Genomic DNA, 17,077 nt, shown 5'->3' on the forward strand with positions numbered 1-17,077 from the left:
AGATTGGTATAAGAGACAGGCGAGGGGGTGCGTGGTCGACCTCCTCGGCGCTGCGGCCGATCATCGTCCGCCGCGCGTGCGCGGCCTCGGCGAGGGAGTCGTCACCGTCGTCACCGTCGTCGCCGGGAAGGGGCCGGCCGTCGATGCCGGCGGGAACACCCGCGTCCAGCGGCTCGGGCGCCGCGTGCGGGGGTTCCGGGGCGGATTGGTCGGGCGCCGCGTCCGGGGGCTCCGGGGCGGGTTGGTCGGGCGCCGCGTCCGAGGGCTCGGAGGCTGGTTCGTCGCGCGCCGTGTCCTCAGCCGGCGTCGGCTCGTCCTCGCCGGAGGCGGCCGCGCTCGCCCGTTCCGGTGGCGGGGCCGGGTCCTCCGCGTCCGGGGTGGTCTCGAAGTCCGTCGTGACGCCGGGCTCGAAGTCGCCGGCTCCGAGGTGTTCCGGGGACTCCGGGGGCGCGGGCGTCTCCGGAGTCTCCTCCGCCGCCGCCCCCAGGTTCTCCGCGAAGCGGCTCAGCAGGCGGGTGACCGCCGAGGTCACCGCGTCCCGCGGGAGTTCCGTGACGCGGCCGTCCGCCGTGGCGGTCCCCGTGACGACGAGCGCCGTCCCGGCGTCCTCGGCGCGCGGGGTCAGCCGCAGGGACAGCCGCACCGTGCCGTTCCCGCGGGCCTCGGCCGCCTCGCCCTCGACGGCGTAGGAGCCGTCGTCCCGCGCGGACACCCGGACCGTGCCGCGGTAGGTGATGGAGGAGCCGCCGATCCGCACCTTCAGCCGCCCGGTGACCGGCTCCGCACCGGCGTCGTGCTGGAGCCCGGGCACCGCCCGGGCGACCCGCGCGGGGTCGTCCAGCACCTCCCTGAGCCGCTCCGCCTCGACCGGAACGAACACCTCGTGCTCCATGAGTGCGGAGCCTACCCACGCGACGCCGTACCGCACCCCCGTCCGCGAGAAGTCGCGGCGCGTCGGTGCGGTGCGCGGTAAGGCCCTCAGTCGCCGTACCGGGGGTGGACCAGCGTGGACGGCGGGAGTCCGGGGACGCGGGTGCGTTCCGCCGCTCGGACGTCCGCTGCGAGGGCGGAGTCGGTGAGCGTACGGGGCCGGGGGCCGGCCGGGTCGAGGCGGGGCCGCGGGGTGTGCCGGTCGGCGGCCAGCACGAACCCCCAGTCGCGATGGTCGCCGGCGGTGCCCGCGGGCCCCCGGTCGGGTCCGTGGGCGAACCCGGTCTGCCGGCCGCGCACCCGGTACGCGGTGGTGCGCAGCCCGGCCGCGCGCAGGGTGGCGTCGACGGTCCAGAAGTCGCGCGGCCGGGACCGCACCGCCCCGCCGTGCACCACGAGCCGCCCGCCCGGGGCGAGCGCCCGCCGGGCCAGCCCGTAGAACTCCTGTGCGTACAGCTTGGTGCTGGCGGTGATCCCGGGGTGCGGCAGGTCCGCCACGACGACGTCGTACGCGGCGGTGGGCGCCGTCCGCAGCCAGTCGAAGGCGTCGGCGGTGATGACGCGGACGCGCGGGTCGTCGAGGGAGTGCGCGTTGAGCCGGGACAGCGCGGGGTCGGTGCGGGCCAGCCGCACCAGCCCTGCGTCGAGCGCGACGACGTCCGCCCGTCGTACGCCGGGATGGCGCAGCACCTCACGGACGGCGAGTCCGTCACCGCCGCCGAGGACCAGGACGCGCGCGTGGCGTCCGGTCATCGCGGGGTGCACGAGGGCTTCGTGGTAGCGGAGTTCGTCGCGTCCGTCGACCCGCAGCCGCCCGTCGAGGAACAGGTTGAGCGGCCGCCCGTCCCGTCCGCCGGTGAGCAGCACCTCCTGCACGTCCGTGTGCACGGCGACCCGTACGTCCGGCCCGTACAGCGCCTGCCGGGCGGCCCGTTCGAAGTCGTCGACGAGGACGGCCGCCGAGGCGAGCAGCGCGAGCACGCACACGTTGGCGGTGAGCAGCAGGCGGCGGGCGCGCGGGGTGAGGTCGCGCCGGAACAGACCGAGGACCAGCGCGCCGCCGACGACCGCGTTGACCGCGCCGGTGATGAGCGCGCCGGTCAACTGGCCGAGCAGGGGGAGGAGAAGGAAGGGGAAGGCGAGTCCGCCGACCAGCGCGCCCACGTAGTCCGCCGCGGACAGGTCGGCGACCGCGCCGCCCGCGTCCTGCCGGCGGATCCGCTGGATCAGCTCCATCAGCAGCGGCACCTCGGCGCCGATGAGCAGCCCGGTGGCGAGGGAGAACGCGACGAGCAGGCAGCGCGGGCCGCCGGCCCACACCCCGCCCCAGTCGCCGGTCCACGCGAACACCGCGTAGAGCGCCATCGCGCTGCCTCCGCCGACCAGCGCGAGCGCCGCCTCGACCGCGCCGAACCCGGCCGCCGCGTGCCGCCGCAGCCGCTTGGCGGCGAGCGAGCCGATGCCCATCGCGAAGACCATGACGGACAGCACGACGGAGGTCTGGGCGACCGAGTCGCCCATCAAGTACGCAGCCAGAGCGACGAGTTCCAGCTCGTACACCAGTCCGCACGCCGCGCAGACGAACACCCCGGCGAGGACCAGCCACCGCCCGGTGCCCTGCCGCACGGGCAGCGGCACCGCGCTCGCCGGCCCGCCCGCGCTCGCCGCGTCACCGGCATCGTCCCGCCGGGGGCCGTCCGGCCCGTCCCAGGGCTGCGGGGAGCCTGGCGGGGCGGAGGCCTGCGGATCGATCACCTCAGGGACGTTACGTCACGCACTCATCGCACAACGTCACCCACACGCGTGATTTTTGTTTACGCCCGCACCGCACCGGCGTGCGCGGCGACGCGCGCTCCGACCCGGGTCCGGGTGGCCACGAGCTGGCCGTCCTGCGGGTAGGCGTGCCAGGTGCGCCAGTGGAACTGGCCCTCGTGACAGCGGGCGAGCATCGCCGTGAACGCGTGCGGGCTGCCGGGGAAGACCCCGGCCAGCCCCTGGGGATGGTCGGAGACCAGGGCGAGCAGCTCCTGCGCCCGGCCGGCGAAGGCCCCCGGAGGGAGCACCTCCACCCGGGCGGCGAACTCGTACTCCCAGTCGTCCACCCGCTTGGCCACGCCCAGCGGGAGCGGCGTACTGCTGCCCGGGATGCACGCCACCGTCTCCGAGCACAGGCCCCGCTCCTCCTGGAGCAGCACCTGGTGGGAGGCGCCGAGCAGCCGCAACTGGAGCTGCGCGCCTTGGAGTTCCAGGTCGAGGGTGGCCAGCGCCGGAAGCGGCTCGCGACCCAGAGCCCAGGCGAGATCGGCCGCGCGCGTATCGGAGTAGGCGGTGTTCAGGGTCGTGAGCATGGATCGGCTCCGCAAGCACACAGGAGAGAGATACGGGTCCGCGCACCCCGGGACCGGGGACTCGGCCCGTCAGCCCGGTCGCCCGGCCGGAAAGAAGTCCGCGGGGAGATCCGATGGCTGCGCTGGTGATTTATAGGGAATCATGAACTGTGCCGCCACCACAGCGTTTTTACCCAACTTCGTGGGCTTTCCATCCCTTGGGGGCTCCCCAGCTCACGTGTTCAACTCCGGCGTGCGCCTCAGGTTTCGGCGCAGTCCGGCGTACAACGCGGTATCCGGAACCGGAGGGTTCACCACCTCCGGAGACACCACAGCGGGGCCCGCCCCAGGTGCGGACCCCGCTGCCGCGGATGCGTTCTCCCGAAGTGGAGCCGTGCTGCCCCGTGTCAGCCGCCTCCACCGCCGCATCCGCCCCCTCCGCAGGACGACCCGCCTCCGCAGGACGAGCCTCCGTCGGAGGACGATCCACAGCTGCTCCCGCCGTCGCCGGCCCACCAGCCGCCGCCGGAGTCCCCGCCGGTGTGCCCGCCGGAGGAGCTGCTTCTGCCCCTCGGCCCCGCGCCGGCGCGCCGGGACGCCCGCGAGGCGACCATCACGACCAGGACGAACCCGCCGACCAGGATGATGCCGACGATCATGGCGCCGCCCTCCTTCCCGTTCCCCCCGTGATCCCCCGTGGCATCCCCCCGTGGGTGCCTGGCTCACGGTGTGACCGGGAGATGCCCTCCCCGCTCACCGGCCAAAGCAGAGTTGAGCAACTCCAGAGGTTCCGACCCGGCGGGTCCGTGAGGGTGAGTTGAGGACGTGCCCGATGAGGCGGAGGATGGCCGGCATGACCTCCAGTGCGCGTCCTCTTCTCAATCGCCGGCTCGCGGAGTTCGGGACGACGATCTTCGCCGAGATGTCGGCCCTGGCCGTGCGCACCGGGGCCATCAACCTCGGGCAGGGATTCCCCGACACCGACGGCCCCAAGGAGGTCAGGGAGGCCGCCGTGCGGGCGCTGCGCGACGGGCGCGGCAACCAGTACCCGCCGGGGCCCGGCATCCCCGAGCTGCGCACCGCGATCGCCGCGCACCAGCAGCGCCGGTACGGTCTGTCCGTCGACCCCGACACGGAGGTGCTGGTCACCGCCGGCGCCACGGAGGCGATCGCGGCCGCCCTGCTCGCGCTGGTGGAACCCGGCGACGAGGTGATCGCCCTGGAGCCGTACTACGACTCCTACGCCGCCTGCATCGCCATGGCGGGCGGCGCCCGCGTCCCCGTCACGCTCCGGCCGGACGGGAGCCGCTTCCGCCTCGACCTGGACGAGCTGCGCGACGCGGTCACCGGCCGCACCCGGCTGCTGCTGATCAACACCCCGCACAACCCGACCGGCACCGTCCTCACCCGCGAGGAGCTGGCGTCGATCGCCGAGCTGGCCGTCGAGCGGGACCTTCTGGTCGTCACCGACGAGGTCTACGAGCACCTCGTGTTCGACGACGCCGAGCACATCCCCCTGGCGTCCTTCCCCGGCATGCGGGACCGCACGGTCACCATCTCGAGTGCCGGCAAGACGTTCTCCTTCACCGGCTGGAAGGTCGGCTGGATCACCGCCTCACCCGAGCTGGTCACGGCCGTCCGCTCGGCCAAGCAGTTCCTCACCTACGTCTCCGCGGGACCCTTCCAGTACGCGGTCGCGGAGGCGCTCGCGCTGCCGGAGTCGTACTTCACCGGCTTCCGCGCGGACATGCTCGCCAAGCGGGACGTCCTGGCGGCGGGCCTGGAGGAGGCCGGCCTGACGGTGTACCGCCCGTCCGGCACCTACTTCATCACCGCAGACATCCGCCCCCTGGGCGAGTCCGACGGCATCGCCTTCTGCCGCGCCCTCCCGGACCGCGCGGGCGTCGTCGCCATCCCCACGGCCGTCTTCTACGACCACCGCGACATGGGCGCCCCCTTCGTCCGCTTCGCCTTCTGCAAGCAGCGGCACGTCCTGGAGGAGGCGGCGGCCCGGCTCAAGAGCGCGGGGCGCTGAACACCGGCGCTGTCCTGAACGGTCGCCCGACGGGGCGGTCCCTGACCGTCCCGCTCGTCAGGGCCAGGTGCGCTCGACACGGTCGCGCCGCACGGCGTAGGCCGCGGGACCGCCCCTGGCGACGGCCCGGTGGATCGCCTCGCGGTGCGCATCGAACCGTCCGACCATGTCCGCACTCGTCAGCTGCTGATTGTCCAGATAGAAGAGCACCGCTTCCCGCTCCAGTACCGGCTGGATCTCCAGATCCCTGCTCTTGATGCGGCCGTCCTTCGAGATGGGCACCCACAGCTGGTCCAGGCCATGAGCGATCCAGTCCTCGTCGGCGATGTCCTGCGCATCGTCAGGGAAGACGTCCCCGATGCGGTGCACGGTCCAGCCGCATGCCTTCAGCCCTTCCGCGACGCGACGTCCGAGATTGCGGTCCAGGAAGAACTCAGGCGGCAAGGCGCACCACTGCCTTGCACACCGCGTCGACCTGTTCCGGTGTCATGTCGAAGTCGTACGCGATGTCCTGAACGCTCTCCCCCGCCTCCCACAGGTCGGTGATGGCTTTCACCGCGACACGGTTGGCGGCCACGACAGGCCTGCCCTGCCCGAACCTCGGGTCGATCACGACGGGGACGGACTCCGGGTACTGCCGGAGCCGCAGACTGGTGGGGAAGTCGTCGTCGGGCTCCCAGTTCAGATAGCGAAGGTAGTCGGCCACCACTTCGTGAATGGGAGCCTGACCGTCCCGGGCCCTTCGCAGGTCACCCAGGCCATGCTCGACGAAGATGTCGACGCCGTCCGTCGCGATGCGCTTGGAAACGAGCCCGTAGGGGGTGTGGAACGCGTCCCGTACGGCAGCAGCCGCTTCCCTGATCTCACTCATCCGCAACCCCAGGTCGCGCAAGGACCGCAGGACGTGCGCCTCGGCCACCGCGATGAACGGCACCGAGGGCTGCCCGTTCCGCAGCGGTTCGACCTGATGGACGAGAGGCGCCCCGGCAGCGCTGCTCTTCAGCCACGAGTGCAGCGTGGACTGCGGAATCTGCAGGTGAGAGGCCGTTTCCGTGGGAGTCAGCAGTCCATCGTTGAATCGGTCGACCATGCCCCACCTCCTCCGTCTGTCGCGTCCGCCGGCGAATCTCGCATCGTCGCACATCAAGTTTCCCGTCCGGAGAGTGATCGCACACCCGACTCGCTGCGCAGCAGGCCGCACGGAGCGAATCCGCGTCCTGATGCACGCGGCGGTCCCGGCGCCGGCCGGGTTGCGGGGCGCAAGCGCGGTCGCAGCAGTCACCGGTGACGAGGGCGGGGCCGCAGCCGGACACGTTGGAAAAGCAGGTCTGGGCACGGAGCTGCCCCGACGGCTTGCGGTCGCGGCGAACGTAACGGCAGGTGTCCCGCGCCTGCAAGCCGGTCACCCGCACGAGTGAAGCGCGCCGTCCGGCGTGGTCTTTTTCCTCGGTTCCTCGGGCAGGTCAGCGGCCCACGGGCCCCTCGTGAGCGAGGGGCCCGTGGGCCGCTCCGGTCAGGGGCGGCGGGACTTCAGGTCGCCTATACTCCTCCGTCTGCAACAAGCCAGGGACGACGTGCGCCGCGTATTCGCGGACCGCCACCGCCCGCTCCGAGTACTCCATGAACTTCCGTGACCAGTCCGGGAACGCCTCCCGGTACACGTACGGCCACAGCTCGACCAGCAGGTCGTCCGCACCCAGCGCCGCGTCCAGTGCCCGCGCCAGCTCCAGCGTCGGTTTCGCTCCCGAGGCACGCTCGATCTGGGTGATCCGCGTACTCACCACGTGGGTCAGCGCGCCGAGTTCGGCCTGGGTGAGCCCGGCCGCCGTGCGCAGTCTGCGGACCCGCGCGCCGAACAGCGCGGCCATCGACGTACTGGGGTCAATTCCGTTGGCCAAAGCGTCACTTCCGTTCCTTATGGGCTGAAAGGTAAGCCGGCGCCCCCTTTTGAGAGTAGGGCGCGCCGACGACCCTTGACCACGGAAAGCGACGACTCGTGCACGCTACGAGTCCAACCGGCTCGACGGAGAAGGACGGACCACGCCGTGCTCACTGGAACCATCGCACCGGACCGGGAACTGCCGACGGCCGCCGCGCAGTTCCCCTCCTCGCCGCACGGCGCGCGGCTCGCCCGGCGCTTCGCCGTGAAGTGCCTGGAGGGTTGGGGTCACCCGCCGGCGTCGGACGCGTCGTGCACGATCGCCCTCGTCGTCGGGGAGCTGGCCGCCAAAGCCGTACGGCACGGTCGGGTGCCGGGCCGGGACTTCGGTCTGCGGCTCGTGCTGGACGAGGCGGCGGGTCTGGTACGGGTGGAGGTGGCGGACGCGGCCGGCGGGAAGAAACCGGCCGCGGCCACGCCCCTGGTGCCGCCCGAGGGTGAGTCCGGCCGGGGGCTGTTCCTGGTGGACGTTCTGGCCGAGCGCTGGGGCTGGGAGCCGCGCGAGCCCGTGGGCAAGACGGTGTGGGCGGAGTGCGCGCTGGACGGCCGGGGCCGGCCGGATGAGTGCCGTCGCGCCGGCGGTGAGTACCGGTACTCATGACGAGGTACGGCCCCGCCGGTCACCGTGGTGATCACCAACCCGTACCGGTTCCAGGAAGGGCCTCCCTCATGCCGACCTCTCCCCGCCGCCGTGCGCGGCACTTCCTCGCACTCGCCACGGACAGCCTGCCCGCCCGCGCCTACCTGGGCCTCGTCGCCCTCGGCGTCGCGGTGCTGCTCATCGCCCCGGACAGCCCGTACGCCATGGCGCCGGCGCTGCTCACCGCGCCGCTGTCGTTCCTGCCGGTGATGCTGCCCTTCGGGGCCGGCGGCGCGGGAGGCGGGGCGGCCGGGGTGACGGCGGCCGTGCTGTACGGGTGCTGGCTGCTGTTGTGCGCCCTGGTGAACGCCGCCGCGTTCGGCGCGCTCGCCCGCAGACCGGGACCCGCGCCGTCGGCGCGCCCGGTCCTGCGGACGCTGCTCGCGGCCGCCGTGGACAACTGGCCCGCACGGGCCTACGTCGCCGTGGTCGCCGCGGCCCTGGGCACCTTCCTGTACGCCGTGCTGCTGTCGCCCGACCCCGGGTTCGCGGGCATCTGGCCCGTCCTCGCGGCGGCGCCGCTCAGCTTCGTCGCCCTGGCGGTGTCGGCGCCCGCCGAGTACTCGCTCCCCTGGCTGGGCACGCTCGTCTTCACCGCCGGCGTGGTCCTGGCGGGCCTGGTCAACGCCGTCCTGATCGGGCGCCTCGCCCACAGGGTGGGTAATCCGCTGAGCCGCTAGCCGCAGGCGTCCGCCTCGGACTCGGGGCGCGGGAGCTCATCGAGGTCGAGGGTGAAGGTGCGGCCGTCGGCCAGAAGGACGGGAAGCTTGCCCGTGCCGTACTTGTGCGTGTGCGCCGCGATGTAGCCGGTGGCGGTCGGCTGGGTGTGAAGGACGACTTCCTGGGCGTAGGGGTCCACGATCAGGTAGACCGGGATGCCGTAGCGGCCGTACTTCGCGGTGCAGTCGTCGTAGTCCTTGCGTGCGGAAGAGGTCGAGACGACCTCGGAGATCAGCAGGACGTCTACGAAGCTGTAGCGCTTGCCTTCCTTGCGCGCGTCCTCACGCAGGATCGCGAAGTCGGGGGCGGAGTTCTCGTCGGCGGGGAAGTCGATGCAGACGTCGGAGGTGACCTTCGCGTGACGCCCGAGAGTGAGAGCGGAGTCGATCTGCATCGACCTGATGGTGCTGGAGTGCTCCTCGCTCTGCGGGGTCATGATCACCTTTCCGTCAGCCCCGAACAGGACCGTGTATCCCCGGGGGAACTCGGTGTGCACGATCGCGTCGACGCTCATGGACGGCTCCTTCCCGTGTGTGGTCAGGATACGACGGGCAGTGCCACGACGATGTATGAGAGAGCCCGGCACCGCGACCGGCCGCGTGGGCCGGCCTCCGGGCCGGGCTGGGCTCCCTCACGGCCGGCACCCGGCAGGTGCCGCCGCTCGCGCGAACGCGCTGACGTACCCGCTTACGCGTCGTCGTCGGGCTTGTCCGCCTCGTTGATCTCCTGCTCCAGGCCGAGCTGCTCGACGAGCCACTTGTCGAACTCGATCGCGGCCCGCACCCAGCTGACCGTCGAGGAGACGAAGTGCTCGAGGCTGACGCCCATGCCGATCAGCATCTGCGCCTCACCGATGAGACGGACCGTGCCGTCGTCATGGGTGTGCGTGTACACCTTGGGCCACAGCGTGCGGCGGTTCCAGTCGTCGACGGACTCGAGCAGCTGGGGCTTCTCGTCGATCTGGTGCGGCCGGTCGTAGAACGTCCGGACGGAGAAGATCTGCTGGTCGCCTTCCCCACGGAACATGAAGTACGTGCGGAACTGCTCCCACGGCGCCGCGAGGTCACCCTCGTCGTCGACGACGTACTTGAGCTCCATCTGGTCGAGGAGCTGCTTCACCAGGTCCTGATCCGGGACGACGGGGCCCGCCGGTCCTTGGGGCTGCGGCTCCGGCTGCTGGCCCCCGAAATTCGGAATCGAGGACGGGTCGATGGTCACCGTGAATTTCCCTTCGTACGGATCCCGCCATCCTCCCCCATGCGGGGAGGGGGGTGGCAAGCCCCGACGGGCCTGTCAGCCGAGGGCTGACTCGATCCGGTCAGGTGCGGGGTACCCGGAAAGGCTCCGGGCCCAACGTCCGTACGGACAATCCGCCAATCCGCACGTCACATCGGGCCCGGGAACCGGAATCGCGAGTCCAGCGGCTCCCCGAGCGGCTCAGAGCGTCTTGCCCGCGGCCGGGCCGACGATCAGCTCGTCCCCGAAACGGTCCACCCGGACCGTGTCGCCGTCCTTGATCTCGCCGGACAGGATCTCCCTGGCGAGCCGGTCGCCGATCGAGGTCTGCACCAGACGGCGCAGCGGTCGCGCGCCGTACGCCGGGTCCAGGCCCTCCTCGGCCAGCCAGGCCAGCGCCTCGGGCGTGACCTCCAGGGCGAGCCGCCGTTCGGCGAGCCGCCGGCCCAGCGCGTCGATCTGGAGCTTCGCGATCCGCTCCAGCTCGGCCTTGGAGAGCGCGGAGAAGACCACCAGGTCGTCCAGGCGGTTGAGGAACTCCGGCTTGAAGGAGGACCGGACCACCTCCAGGACCTGCTCCTTCTTCTCCGCCTCGCCGGTCAGCGGGTCGACCAGGTACTGGCTGCCCAGGTTGGACGTCAGCACCAGAATGGTGTTGCGGAAGTCCACCGTGCGGCCCTGGCCGTCGGTGAGGCGGCCGTCGTCGAGCACCTGGAGCAGGATGTCGAAGACCTCCGGGTGCGCCTTCTCCACCTCGTCGAGCAGCACCACGCTGTACGGGCGGCGCCGCACCGCCTCGGTGAGCTGGCCGCCCTCCTCGTAGCCGACGTAGCCGGGGGGCGCGCCGACCAGGCGGGCCACGCTGTGCTTCTCGCCGTACTCCGACATGTCGATGCGGACCATCGCCCGCTCGTCGTCGAAGAGGAAGTCCGCGAGCGCCTTGGCCAGCTCGGTCTTGCCGACGCCGGTCGGGCCGAGGAACAGGAACGAGCCGGTGGGCCGGTCCGGGTCGGACACGCCGGCCCGCGAGCGGCGTACCGCGTCGGAGACGGCGCGCACGGCCTCGGTCTGCCCGATCAGCCGCCTGCCGATCTCGTCCTCCATGCGCAGCAGCTTCTGCGTCTCGCCCTCCATCAGGCGGCCGGCCGGGATGCCGGTCCAGGAGGCGACGACGTCGGCGATGTCGTCGGCGCCGACCTCCTCCTTGACCATGGTGTCCTTCGCCACCTCTTCCTCGGCCTCGGAGGCGGCCTCCAGGTCGCGTTCGACGGCCGGGATCTCGCCGTAGAGCAGCTTGGAGGCGGTGTCGAAGTCGCCGTCGCGCTGGGCGCGTTCGGCCTGGCCGCGCAGCTCGTCCAGCTTCTCCTTCAGCTCGCCGACCCGGTTGAGGGACTGCTTCTCCTTCTCCCAGCGGGCGGTGAGGCCGCGCAGCTCCTCCTCCTTGTCGGCGAGGTCGCGGCGCAGCTTCTCCAGGCGTTCCTTGGAGGCCTGGTCCGTCTCCTTGCTCAGCGCCAGCTCCTCCATGCGCAGCCGGTCCACGGCGCGCTGGAGCTCGTCGATCTCGACGGGTGAGGAGTCGATCTCCATGCGCAGCCGGGAGGCGGCCTCGTCGACCAGGTCGATGGCCTTGTCGGGGAGGAAGCGGGAGGTGATGTACCGGTCGGAGAGGGTGGCCGCGGCGACCAGGGCGCTGTCGGCGATCTGCACCTTGTGGTGCGCCTCGTAGCGGCCCTTGAGTCCGCGCAGGATCGCGATGGAGTCCTCCACGGACGGCTCGGCGACCAGCACCTGCTGGAAGCGGCGCTCCAGTGCCGGGTCCTTCTCGATCCGCTCGCGGTACTCGTCCAGCGTGGTGGCGCCGACCATGCGCAGCTCGCCGCGCGCGAGCATCGGCTTCAGCATGTTGCCGGCGTCCATGGCGGAGTCGCCGCCGGCGCCCGCGCCCACGACGGTGTGCAGCTCGTCGATGAAGGTGATGATCTGCCCGTCGGAGTCCTTGATCTCCGCGAGCACGGTCTTCAGCCGCTCCTCGAACTCGCCGCGGTACTTGGCGCCCGCGACCATCGCGCCCAGGTCGAGCGCGACCAGCCGCTTGTTCTTCAGCGACTCGGGCACGTCGCCCTTGACGATCCGCTGGGCGAGCCCTTCGACGACGGCGGTCTTGCCGACGCCCGGCTCACCGATCAGCACGGGGTTGTTCTTGGTGCGGCGGCTCAGCACCTGCACCACCCGCCGGATCTCCTGGTCCCGTCCGATGACGGGGTCCAGCCTGCCCTCGCGGGCGGCGGCGGTCAGGTCGGTGCCGAACTTCTCGAGGGCCTTGTACTGGCCCTCCGGGTCGGGAGTGGTCACCCGGCGCGCTCCCCTCGCCTTCTGGAAGGCCTCCTGCAGCTTGTCCGCGGTGGCGCCCTGCCGGGACAGTACCTCCCCGGCGGCCCCGCCCTTGGCGGCGATGGCGATCAGCAGGTGTTCGGTGGACAGGTACTCGTCGCCGAGGTCCTGGGCGCGGGACTGGGCGTCCGCGACGACGGCGAGCAGCTCACGGTTGGGCTGGGGCGGCGCCACCGTCGATCCGGTGACGCTGGGCAGCCCGGCGAGGACACGCTCGGCCCCGGCGCGTACGGCGGCCTGGTCGGCGTCGACCGCGGCGAGCAGGTCCGTGATGTTCTCGTTCTCCTGCCCGGCGAGCAGGGCGAGCAGCAGGTGCGCGGGGGTGAGGTCGGGGTGTCCCTCGGTCACGGCCCGGTTGCCGGCGGCGGCCAGTGCGTCCCGGCTCCGGTTGGTCAGCTCGGCGTCCACGTGTCCGTTCTCCTCCTTGGTGCCCTTCGGTGACCCTGTGCGTGCGTGTGGCTGACTCTGCCAACGTCCACAAACTTGAGTCTATTCCACTCAAGGTGATACCCGCGAGGGCCTGAGGGCTAAGTTCCGGTTCATGACCCTCACGTATTCGGTGGATCCGGGCGATCCGGACGCTTCGTACCTCAGCTTCTGGCGCGAGCGGCACCTGTGCACGCTGACCACGCTCCGTCCGGACGGCACCCCGCATCTGGTACCCGTCGGCGTCACGTACGACCCCGAGCAGCGGCTCGCCCGGGTGATCACCAACCGGACCAGCGCGAAGGTCCGCCATGTGCGGGCGGCGGGGGACGAGGGCGCGCCCGTCGCGGTGTGCCAGGTGGACGGCAGGCGGTGGGCGACGCTGGAGGGACGCGCGCGGGTGCGCACGGAGGCGGAGCGCGTCGAGGACGCGGTGCGGCGGTACGCGGAGCGGTACGGGCGGACGCCGGGCCCCAACCCGGACCGGGTCGTCATCGAGATCGCGCTCACGCGGGCGATGGGGCGCGGCTGAGAAGGACTCCCCCGAAGCGCGGCCCCGGGGCGCGCCGGAGGACGCCTCGATTCGCACAGGAAGCGATGGCTTCCGGCCATCACCCGATCCGGCCGATACCCGGAAATGTCCCCACAAACTGCAGCGGCGTCACCGTGTTCAGGTCACGGTGACGCCGCTGCGGGGGGAAGCACCTGCGCGATCTTTTACGACGGGGGAATCGCGTCAGGCACTGCGGGGGGTGGCCGAGATGGTCCGCGGGGCCGGGGAGTCGGACTCCACCTGCCGGTGGTCCCGCTGGTCCAGGTTCACAAAGATCATGCCGTACCGGATGGCGCACCGGACGGGCTTCGGCGCCCCCCTGGGCCGGCGCAGGCACCGGTACGCCCGTACGTCGCCGTCCTCCTCGCGGGTGACGACCACGGGCTCACCGAAGACGGTCACCATCAACGAGTCACCGCTGTGGGGGATGGCGGTGACCAGGTCGATGAAGTGCCATCCCGACCGGTAGGCGGTCGCCATCTCGCGCCGGAAGGAACGGTCGTCAGGTGGGGTGGTCACGTCAGCTCCAGATGGTGTCTGCCGGGAGGTAGACCACGCCCTCGCCGTCACCCGTGCCCACGGCTCCACTCGACCAGACGGTGTCGCCGGCCTTGCCCGACCAGACGGTGTCCCCGTCCTCACCGTTCTGCGCGTCGGAGGTGCCACTCAGCGCACCGAAGGCCACAACGGCGGAGAAGGCGGCGACAAGCACCGAGCGAAGCATTCTCTTACGCATAGTCGGCTTCGTCCTCACTCGAAGGTCCCCTTTTCCCCCGTCAAGTAAGACGATGGCTCATTCGGGCACGTCATGGCCACACGATCGGTGCATCATGTTCCTGCATGTTCAGGAGCCTGGGGGGTGGAGATTTGTCAACGAATCGGACCAAAGCGGTGCATCCCCATCCCATGGCGGAGCTGTGCGCGGAAGGAAGTCGTCTGTACGCGAACGCTCTGCGCACGGGACGTATCACCCGGGCCGAGGCCGAAGCAGCCCCCTGCCTGCTCGACTTCTCCCTGCTCCATCCCGACCCGGACGACCCCGACTGGCTGCGTCCCGTCCCGCCGTCCGTGGTCCTGGCCCAGCGGCTGGACCCGATCGAGCGCGAGATCACCGAACGCAGACGGCTGACCATGGAGTTGGCGGAGACGTTCGAGCCGTTCATCGGGCTCGGCGCACCCCTGACGGAACCGGTCCACTCCGTCACCGTGCTCGAAGGGCTCGACCGCATCAACGAGGCGCTCGACCTGGCGACCTCCCAGTGCCGGCACGAGGTGCTCACCGTCCAGCCGAAGAACCGGCACCCGCAGCAGCGCCTGATCGAGGCGCTGGAGCGCGACCGGCCCCTGATCGAACGCGGGGTGCGGATCAGGACGCTGTACCAGCACACCGCGCGGTACAACCCCGAACGCATCGCCTGGACCGAGCAGTTCGCCGACGGCAAGGTGGAGTACCGCACCATCGACGAGCTGGTGGAGCGGCTCATCATCTGCGACGACACCGTCGCCTTCATCCCCGTGCGGGACGACCGGCAGGTCGCCCTGGAACTGCGCCACCCCGGCCTGGTCCGCTACCTCATCAAGGTGTTCGAGTTCATGTGGGGCCGGGCGGTCCCGCTCACCGCCGGCACCCCCTACGAGACCGCCGCGGACGGTCTCACCGACATCCAGCACTCGATAGCCAAACTGCTCGTCGAGGGACACGTCGACGAGGCCATCGCGCGCCGCCTCGGCATGAACGTCCGCACCTGCCGGGCGCACATAGCGAAGCTGGCCACCGCGCTCGGCAGCGGCAGCCGTGCCCAACTGGGGTACCTCATCGCGCAGTCGGGAATTCTCGAGCAGGACCACTGATCCGGGAGAGCGACCAGCATGAGCGGCGACGCGCCACACGAGGGGACGGACACGCTGCGGGCGGAGGCGCTGGACCTGTACGCCCGCGCCCTGGCGCAGGGCCACCTGCCCGCCTCCGCGGACGAGGAGACCCCCCTCCTGCTCCGCCTCGGCCTCCTCCGTCCCGCCGACGACGACTCCGCGCGGCTGGAGCCGGTCGCACCGCACCTCGCCCTGCACCGGCTGCTGCGCGCCTCCGAGGACCGCGTCGCCGAGGAGCGGCGGCGCCAGGAACGGCTCGCGGAGACCCTGGCCCCGCTGCTGCGCGCCCCTGAACCGGCCGAGCGGGACTGCCCCTGCGTCGTCCGGCACGCCGGTACGGAGCACATCGGGAGGGCCATCAGCGAGGCGATGGACGACGCCACCGAACTCCTCGCCGTGCAGCCGTACCGCAGCTACATCAGATTCGACCCGGCCGTCCACGAGCCCGCCATCCGGCGCGACCAGGCCCTGCTGGACCGCGGCGGACGCATCCGCGCCCTCTACCAGCACACCCTGCGCCACGCGCCCACGCTGGCCGCGCGCTACGAACGCCTCACCGGTGACGTCGAGGCGCGCTCCCTGGACGAGATCACCGACCGCCTGGTGATCGTCGACCGCACGGTCGCCTTCATCCCGGCCGGCCCGGAACGCTCCACGGCCCTGGAGGTGCGCCACCCCGCGATCGTGACGTTCCTGGGCACCACCTTCGACCGGCTGTGGCGCCTCGCCACCCCCATGTACCCGGAGGCGGACCGCCAGCCCACCCTCAACGGCATCACCCCGCGCCAGCACGCCATCGCCGCCCTGCTCGTCGAGGGGCACACGGACGCCGTCATCGCCGACCGGCTCGGCATGAACATCCGCACCGCGCGCGAGCACATCGCCAAGCTCGCCGCCGTGCTGGGCAGCAGCAGCCGCGCGCAGCTCGGCTACCTCATCGCGCGGTCGGGGATCCTCGACCAGGAGGGATGACCACCGGCGGCCGCGCGCCGTCCAGCCCCGCCTGCGCGATCCGCACCCCCAACTGCGTCCTGCTCACCGCCCCCAGCGTCTCGGAGAGGCGGGCGATGTGCGCCCGGCAGGTGCGGACGCTGATGCCGAGGCGTTCCGCGATCACCGCGTCCTGGTGGCCCTCCGCGAGAAGCGCGGCGATGGACTGCTCGCGGTGCGAGATGCCCTCGATGCCGGTGTCCGGGAGCGGGGCGGTCAGCGGGATCGCGAGCCGCCACAGCCGCTCGAAGACCGTGCCCAGGTACTCCACCAGCGCCGGGTGGCGCAGCTCCAGCGCCATCGTGCGCTCGGCGTTGGCGGGGATGAAGGCGACCGTGCGGTCGAAGAGGATGAGCCGCTCCACGACCTCGTCCAGCGTGCGCGCCTCCACCGCGTCGCCCATCAGCTCCAGATAGCTGAGCAGCCCGTGCCCGTGCCGGGCGACATGAGTGTAGAGGTCCCGCATCCGCACGCCCCGCCCGCGCAGCGCCATCGCCCGGTGCAGGCCCTCGGACAGTTCGGCCTCACGCCGGATGCCGCCGGGCTGCACGGTGAGCACCTCACTCGTGCACGCCTGCGTCGCCTCGTCCATCGCGGCCTGAATCCGGGCCAGTCCGTCCAGCACGCGGATCGCGGGGCCCTCCGCCGACGCGCCCGCGGACGGCACCTGGCGGCCGAGACCGGCGTACCACTCGAAGGCGGCGACCGCCGAGCCGACCCGGCGCTGACTGGCCCTCACCTCGTCGTACATGCCGCGCAGCAGCCGGGTCATGACCTCCTGCGGGGAGGTGGGGACCAGATAGTCCATGTCGTCCGGGTCGGGGTGCAGCAGGGCCAGCTCCAGCAGGCAGGGGACCCGCTCGGCCTCCCGGCGCGGCAGCCGTCCGCGCCGTACGGCCCGGGAGTACACGCGGTCCCCGGCCTCGCACAGTCGGTCAGCACCGTGCGGATGCTCGTCCGCCCCGTGCCCGGCCATCGCCCATCCCACCCCCGGTTCAGCGTCCTTCCGCAGCCGCAA

General features: G+C 71.8%; 18 protein-coding genes and 1 pseudogene. 6 read left to right on the forward strand and 13 right to left on the reverse strand.

The annotated features are described in order from the left end of the window. From CCN29_RS04620 to CCN29_RS35290, 4 genes are all read right to left on the reverse strand, one after another. Window positions 1-892: SRPBCC family protein (locus CCN29_RS04620; protein ID WP_442538234.1), on the reverse strand; the 892-nt coding region annotated here is incomplete at its 3' end. Between the two features lie 86 nt (window positions 893-978). After that, complete coding sequence (locus CCN29_RS04625) at window positions 979-2,685, reverse strand: polyamine aminopropyltransferase (protein WP_086680156.1); 1,707 nt, start codon at window positions 2,683-2,685, stop codon at window positions 979-981. Between the two features lie 59 nt (window positions 2,686-2,744). Further along, on the reverse strand, window positions 2,745-3,278 hold the full coding sequence (locus CCN29_RS04630) for a DUF2617 family protein (RefSeq protein WP_006135081.1): 534 nt from the start codon (window positions 3,276-3,278) through the stop codon (window positions 2,745-2,747). 386 nt (window positions 3,279-3,664) lie between these two features. Next, the gene (locus CCN29_RS35290) at window positions 3,665-3,916 is read right to left on the reverse strand and encodes a hypothetical protein (protein WP_143661276.1); all 252 of its coding nucleotides are present in this window, start codon (window positions 3,914-3,916) and stop codon (window positions 3,665-3,667) included. Between the two features lie 185 nt (window positions 3,917-4,101). Here CCN29_RS35290 and CCN29_RS04640 point away from each other — a divergent pair, with 185 nt between their 5' ends. Then, window positions 4,102-5,292, forward strand: coding sequence for a pyridoxal phosphate-dependent aminotransferase (locus CCN29_RS04640; protein WP_086680158.1), 1,191 nt, complete (start codon window positions 4,102-4,104; stop codon window positions 5,290-5,292). 57 nt (window positions 5,293-5,349) lie between these two features. Here the strand turns inward: CCN29_RS04640 and CCN29_RS04645 are convergent, their stop codons facing one another. The 3 genes and pseudogenes from CCN29_RS04645 to CCN29_RS04655 all read right to left on the reverse strand — a co-directional run. Then, complete coding sequence (locus CCN29_RS04645; protein ID WP_086680160.1) at window positions 5,350-5,736, reverse strand: PIN-like domain-containing protein; 387 nt, start codon at window positions 5,734-5,736, stop codon at window positions 5,350-5,352. Continuing rightward, complete coding sequence (locus CCN29_RS04650) at window positions 5,726-6,382, reverse strand: DUF433 domain-containing protein (protein WP_006135075.1); 657 nt, start codon at window positions 6,380-6,382, stop codon at window positions 5,726-5,728. Before CCN29_RS04650 ends, CCN29_RS04645 begins: the two co-directional genes overlap by 11 nt. A 445-nt stretch (window positions 6,383-6,827) precedes the next feature. Next, window positions 6,828-7,160: pseudogene (locus CCN29_RS04655) on the reverse strand (helix-turn-helix transcriptional regulator); the annotation flags it as partial. 177 nt (window positions 7,161-7,337) lie between these two features. Between CCN29_RS04655 and CCN29_RS04660 the strand changes: the two are divergent. Further along, on the forward strand, window positions 7,338-7,832 hold the full coding sequence (locus tag CCN29_RS04660) for an ATP-binding protein (RefSeq protein ID WP_086680162.1): 495 nt from the start codon (window positions 7,338-7,340) through the stop codon (window positions 7,830-7,832). Between the two features lie 68 nt (window positions 7,833-7,900). Further along, window positions 7,901-8,551, forward strand: a complete 651-nt coding sequence (locus CCN29_RS04665) for an SCO4225 family membrane protein (RefSeq protein ID WP_086680163.1) — start codon at window positions 7,901-7,903, stop codon at window positions 8,549-8,551. Here CCN29_RS04665 and CCN29_RS04670 read toward each other — a convergent pair. From CCN29_RS04670 to clpB, 3 genes are all read right to left on the reverse strand, one after another. Beyond that, the gene (locus CCN29_RS04670; RefSeq protein ID WP_086680165.1) at window positions 8,548-9,105 is read right to left on the reverse strand and encodes a Uma2 family endonuclease; all 558 of its coding nucleotides are present in this window, start codon (window positions 9,103-9,105) and stop codon (window positions 8,548-8,550) included. The genes CCN29_RS04665 and CCN29_RS04670 overlap by 4 nt on opposite strands. 173 nt (window positions 9,106-9,278) lie before the next feature. Next, window positions 9,279-9,809, reverse strand: coding sequence for a YbjN domain-containing protein (locus CCN29_RS04675; RefSeq protein WP_031017971.1), 531 nt, complete (start codon window positions 9,807-9,809; stop codon window positions 9,279-9,281). 219 nt (window positions 9,810-10,028) lie between these two features. Continuing rightward, window positions 10,029-12,626 carry an ATP-dependent chaperone ClpB gene (gene clpB / locus CCN29_RS04680; RefSeq protein ID WP_086680167.1) on the reverse strand — a complete coding sequence of 866 codons (2,598 nt, stop codon included), beginning with the start codon at window positions 12,624-12,626 and terminating at the stop codon, window positions 10,029-10,031. Between the two features lie 133 nt (window positions 12,627-12,759). Here clpB and CCN29_RS04685 point away from each other — a divergent pair, with 133 nt between their 5' ends. Beyond that, window positions 12,760-13,176, forward strand: a complete 417-nt coding sequence (locus tag CCN29_RS04685; protein WP_086680169.1) for a pyridoxamine 5'-phosphate oxidase family protein — start codon at window positions 12,760-12,762, stop codon at window positions 13,174-13,176. A 204-nt stretch (window positions 13,177-13,380) separates the two neighbouring features. Here the strand turns inward: CCN29_RS04685 and CCN29_RS04690 are convergent, their stop codons facing one another. Both CCN29_RS04690 and CCN29_RS04695 read right to left on the reverse strand, forming a co-directional pair. Further along, window positions 13,381-13,716, reverse strand: coding sequence for a Rieske (2Fe-2S) protein (locus CCN29_RS04690; RefSeq protein WP_006134649.1), 336 nt, complete (start codon window positions 13,714-13,716; stop codon window positions 13,381-13,383). A gap of 1 nt (window position 13,717) precedes the next feature. After that, on the reverse strand, window positions 13,718-13,921 hold the full coding sequence (locus CCN29_RS04695; protein WP_006134647.1) for a hypothetical protein: 204 nt from the start codon (window positions 13,919-13,921) through the stop codon (window positions 13,718-13,720). A 182-nt stretch (window positions 13,922-14,103) separates the two neighbouring features. On the opposite strand from CCN29_RS04695, the gene CCN29_RS04700 reads away from it, so the two are divergent. After that, window positions 14,104-15,048 (forward strand): hypothetical protein, encoded by a 945-nt coding sequence (locus CCN29_RS04700; protein WP_006134645.1) that lies wholly within the window; start codon window positions 14,104-14,106, stop codon window positions 15,046-15,048. Window positions 15,049-15,066: 18 nt separating this feature from the next. Continuing rightward, window positions 15,067-16,041, forward strand: coding sequence for a helix-turn-helix domain-containing protein (locus CCN29_RS04705; RefSeq protein ID WP_006134644.1), 975 nt, complete (start codon window positions 15,067-15,069; stop codon window positions 16,039-16,041). On the opposite strand, the gene CCN29_RS04710 is transcribed toward CCN29_RS04705, so the two are convergent. Then, window positions 16,004-17,035, reverse strand: coding sequence for a helix-turn-helix transcriptional regulator (locus CCN29_RS04710; RefSeq protein ID WP_031017977.1), 1,032 nt, complete (start codon window positions 17,033-17,035; stop codon window positions 16,004-16,006). The two genes, CCN29_RS04705 and CCN29_RS04710, sit on opposite strands and share 38 nt — an antisense overlap. Between the last annotated feature and the right edge of the window lie 42 nt (window positions 17,036-17,077).

Source organism: Streptomyces pseudogriseolus, from assembly GCA_002154585.1.
Lineage (GTDB): Bacteria > Actinomycetota > Actinomycetes > Streptomycetales > Streptomycetaceae > Streptomyces > Streptomyces pseudogriseolus.

Coding starts and splice junctions, on each gene's coding strand:
- CCN29_RS04705 (WP_006134644.1), top strand. CDS start 15,067: ATGAGCGGCGACGCGCCACACGAGGGGACGGACACGCTGCGGGCGGAG.
- CCN29_RS04670 (WP_086680165.1), bottom strand. CDS start 9,105: ATGAGCGTCGACGCGATCGTGCACACCGAGTTCCCCCGGGGATACACG.
- CCN29_RS04665 (WP_086680163.1), top strand. CDS start 7,901: ATGCCGACCTCTCCCCGCCGCCGTGCGCGGCACTTCCTCGCACTCGCC.
- CCN29_RS04710 (WP_031017977.1), bottom strand. CDS start 17,035: ATGGCCGGGCACGGGGCGGACGAGCATCCGCACGGTGCTGACCGACTG.
- CCN29_RS04650 (WP_006135075.1), bottom strand. CDS start 6,382: ATGGTCGACCGATTCAACGATGGACTGCTGACTCCCACGGAAACGGCC.
- CCN29_RS35290 (WP_143661276.1), bottom strand. CDS start 3,916: ATGATCGTCGGCATCATCCTGGTCGGCGGGTTCGTCCTGGTCGTGATG.
- CCN29_RS04640 (WP_086680158.1), top strand. CDS start 4,102: ATGGCCGGCATGACCTCCAGTGCGCGTCCTCTTCTCAATCGCCGGCTC.
- CCN29_RS04685 (WP_086680169.1), top strand. CDS start 12,760: ATGACCCTCACGTATTCGGTGGATCCGGGCGATCCGGACGCTTCGTAC.
- CCN29_RS04700 (WP_006134645.1), top strand. CDS start 14,104: ATGGCGGAGCTGTGCGCGGAAGGAAGTCGTCTGTACGCGAACGCTCTG.
- CCN29_RS04695 (WP_006134647.1), bottom strand. CDS start 13,921: ATGCTTCGCTCGGTGCTTGTCGCCGCCTTCTCCGCCGTTGTGGCCTTC.
- CCN29_RS04630 (WP_006135081.1), bottom strand. CDS start 3,278: ATGCTCACGACCCTGAACACCGCCTACTCCGATACGCGCGCGGCCGAT.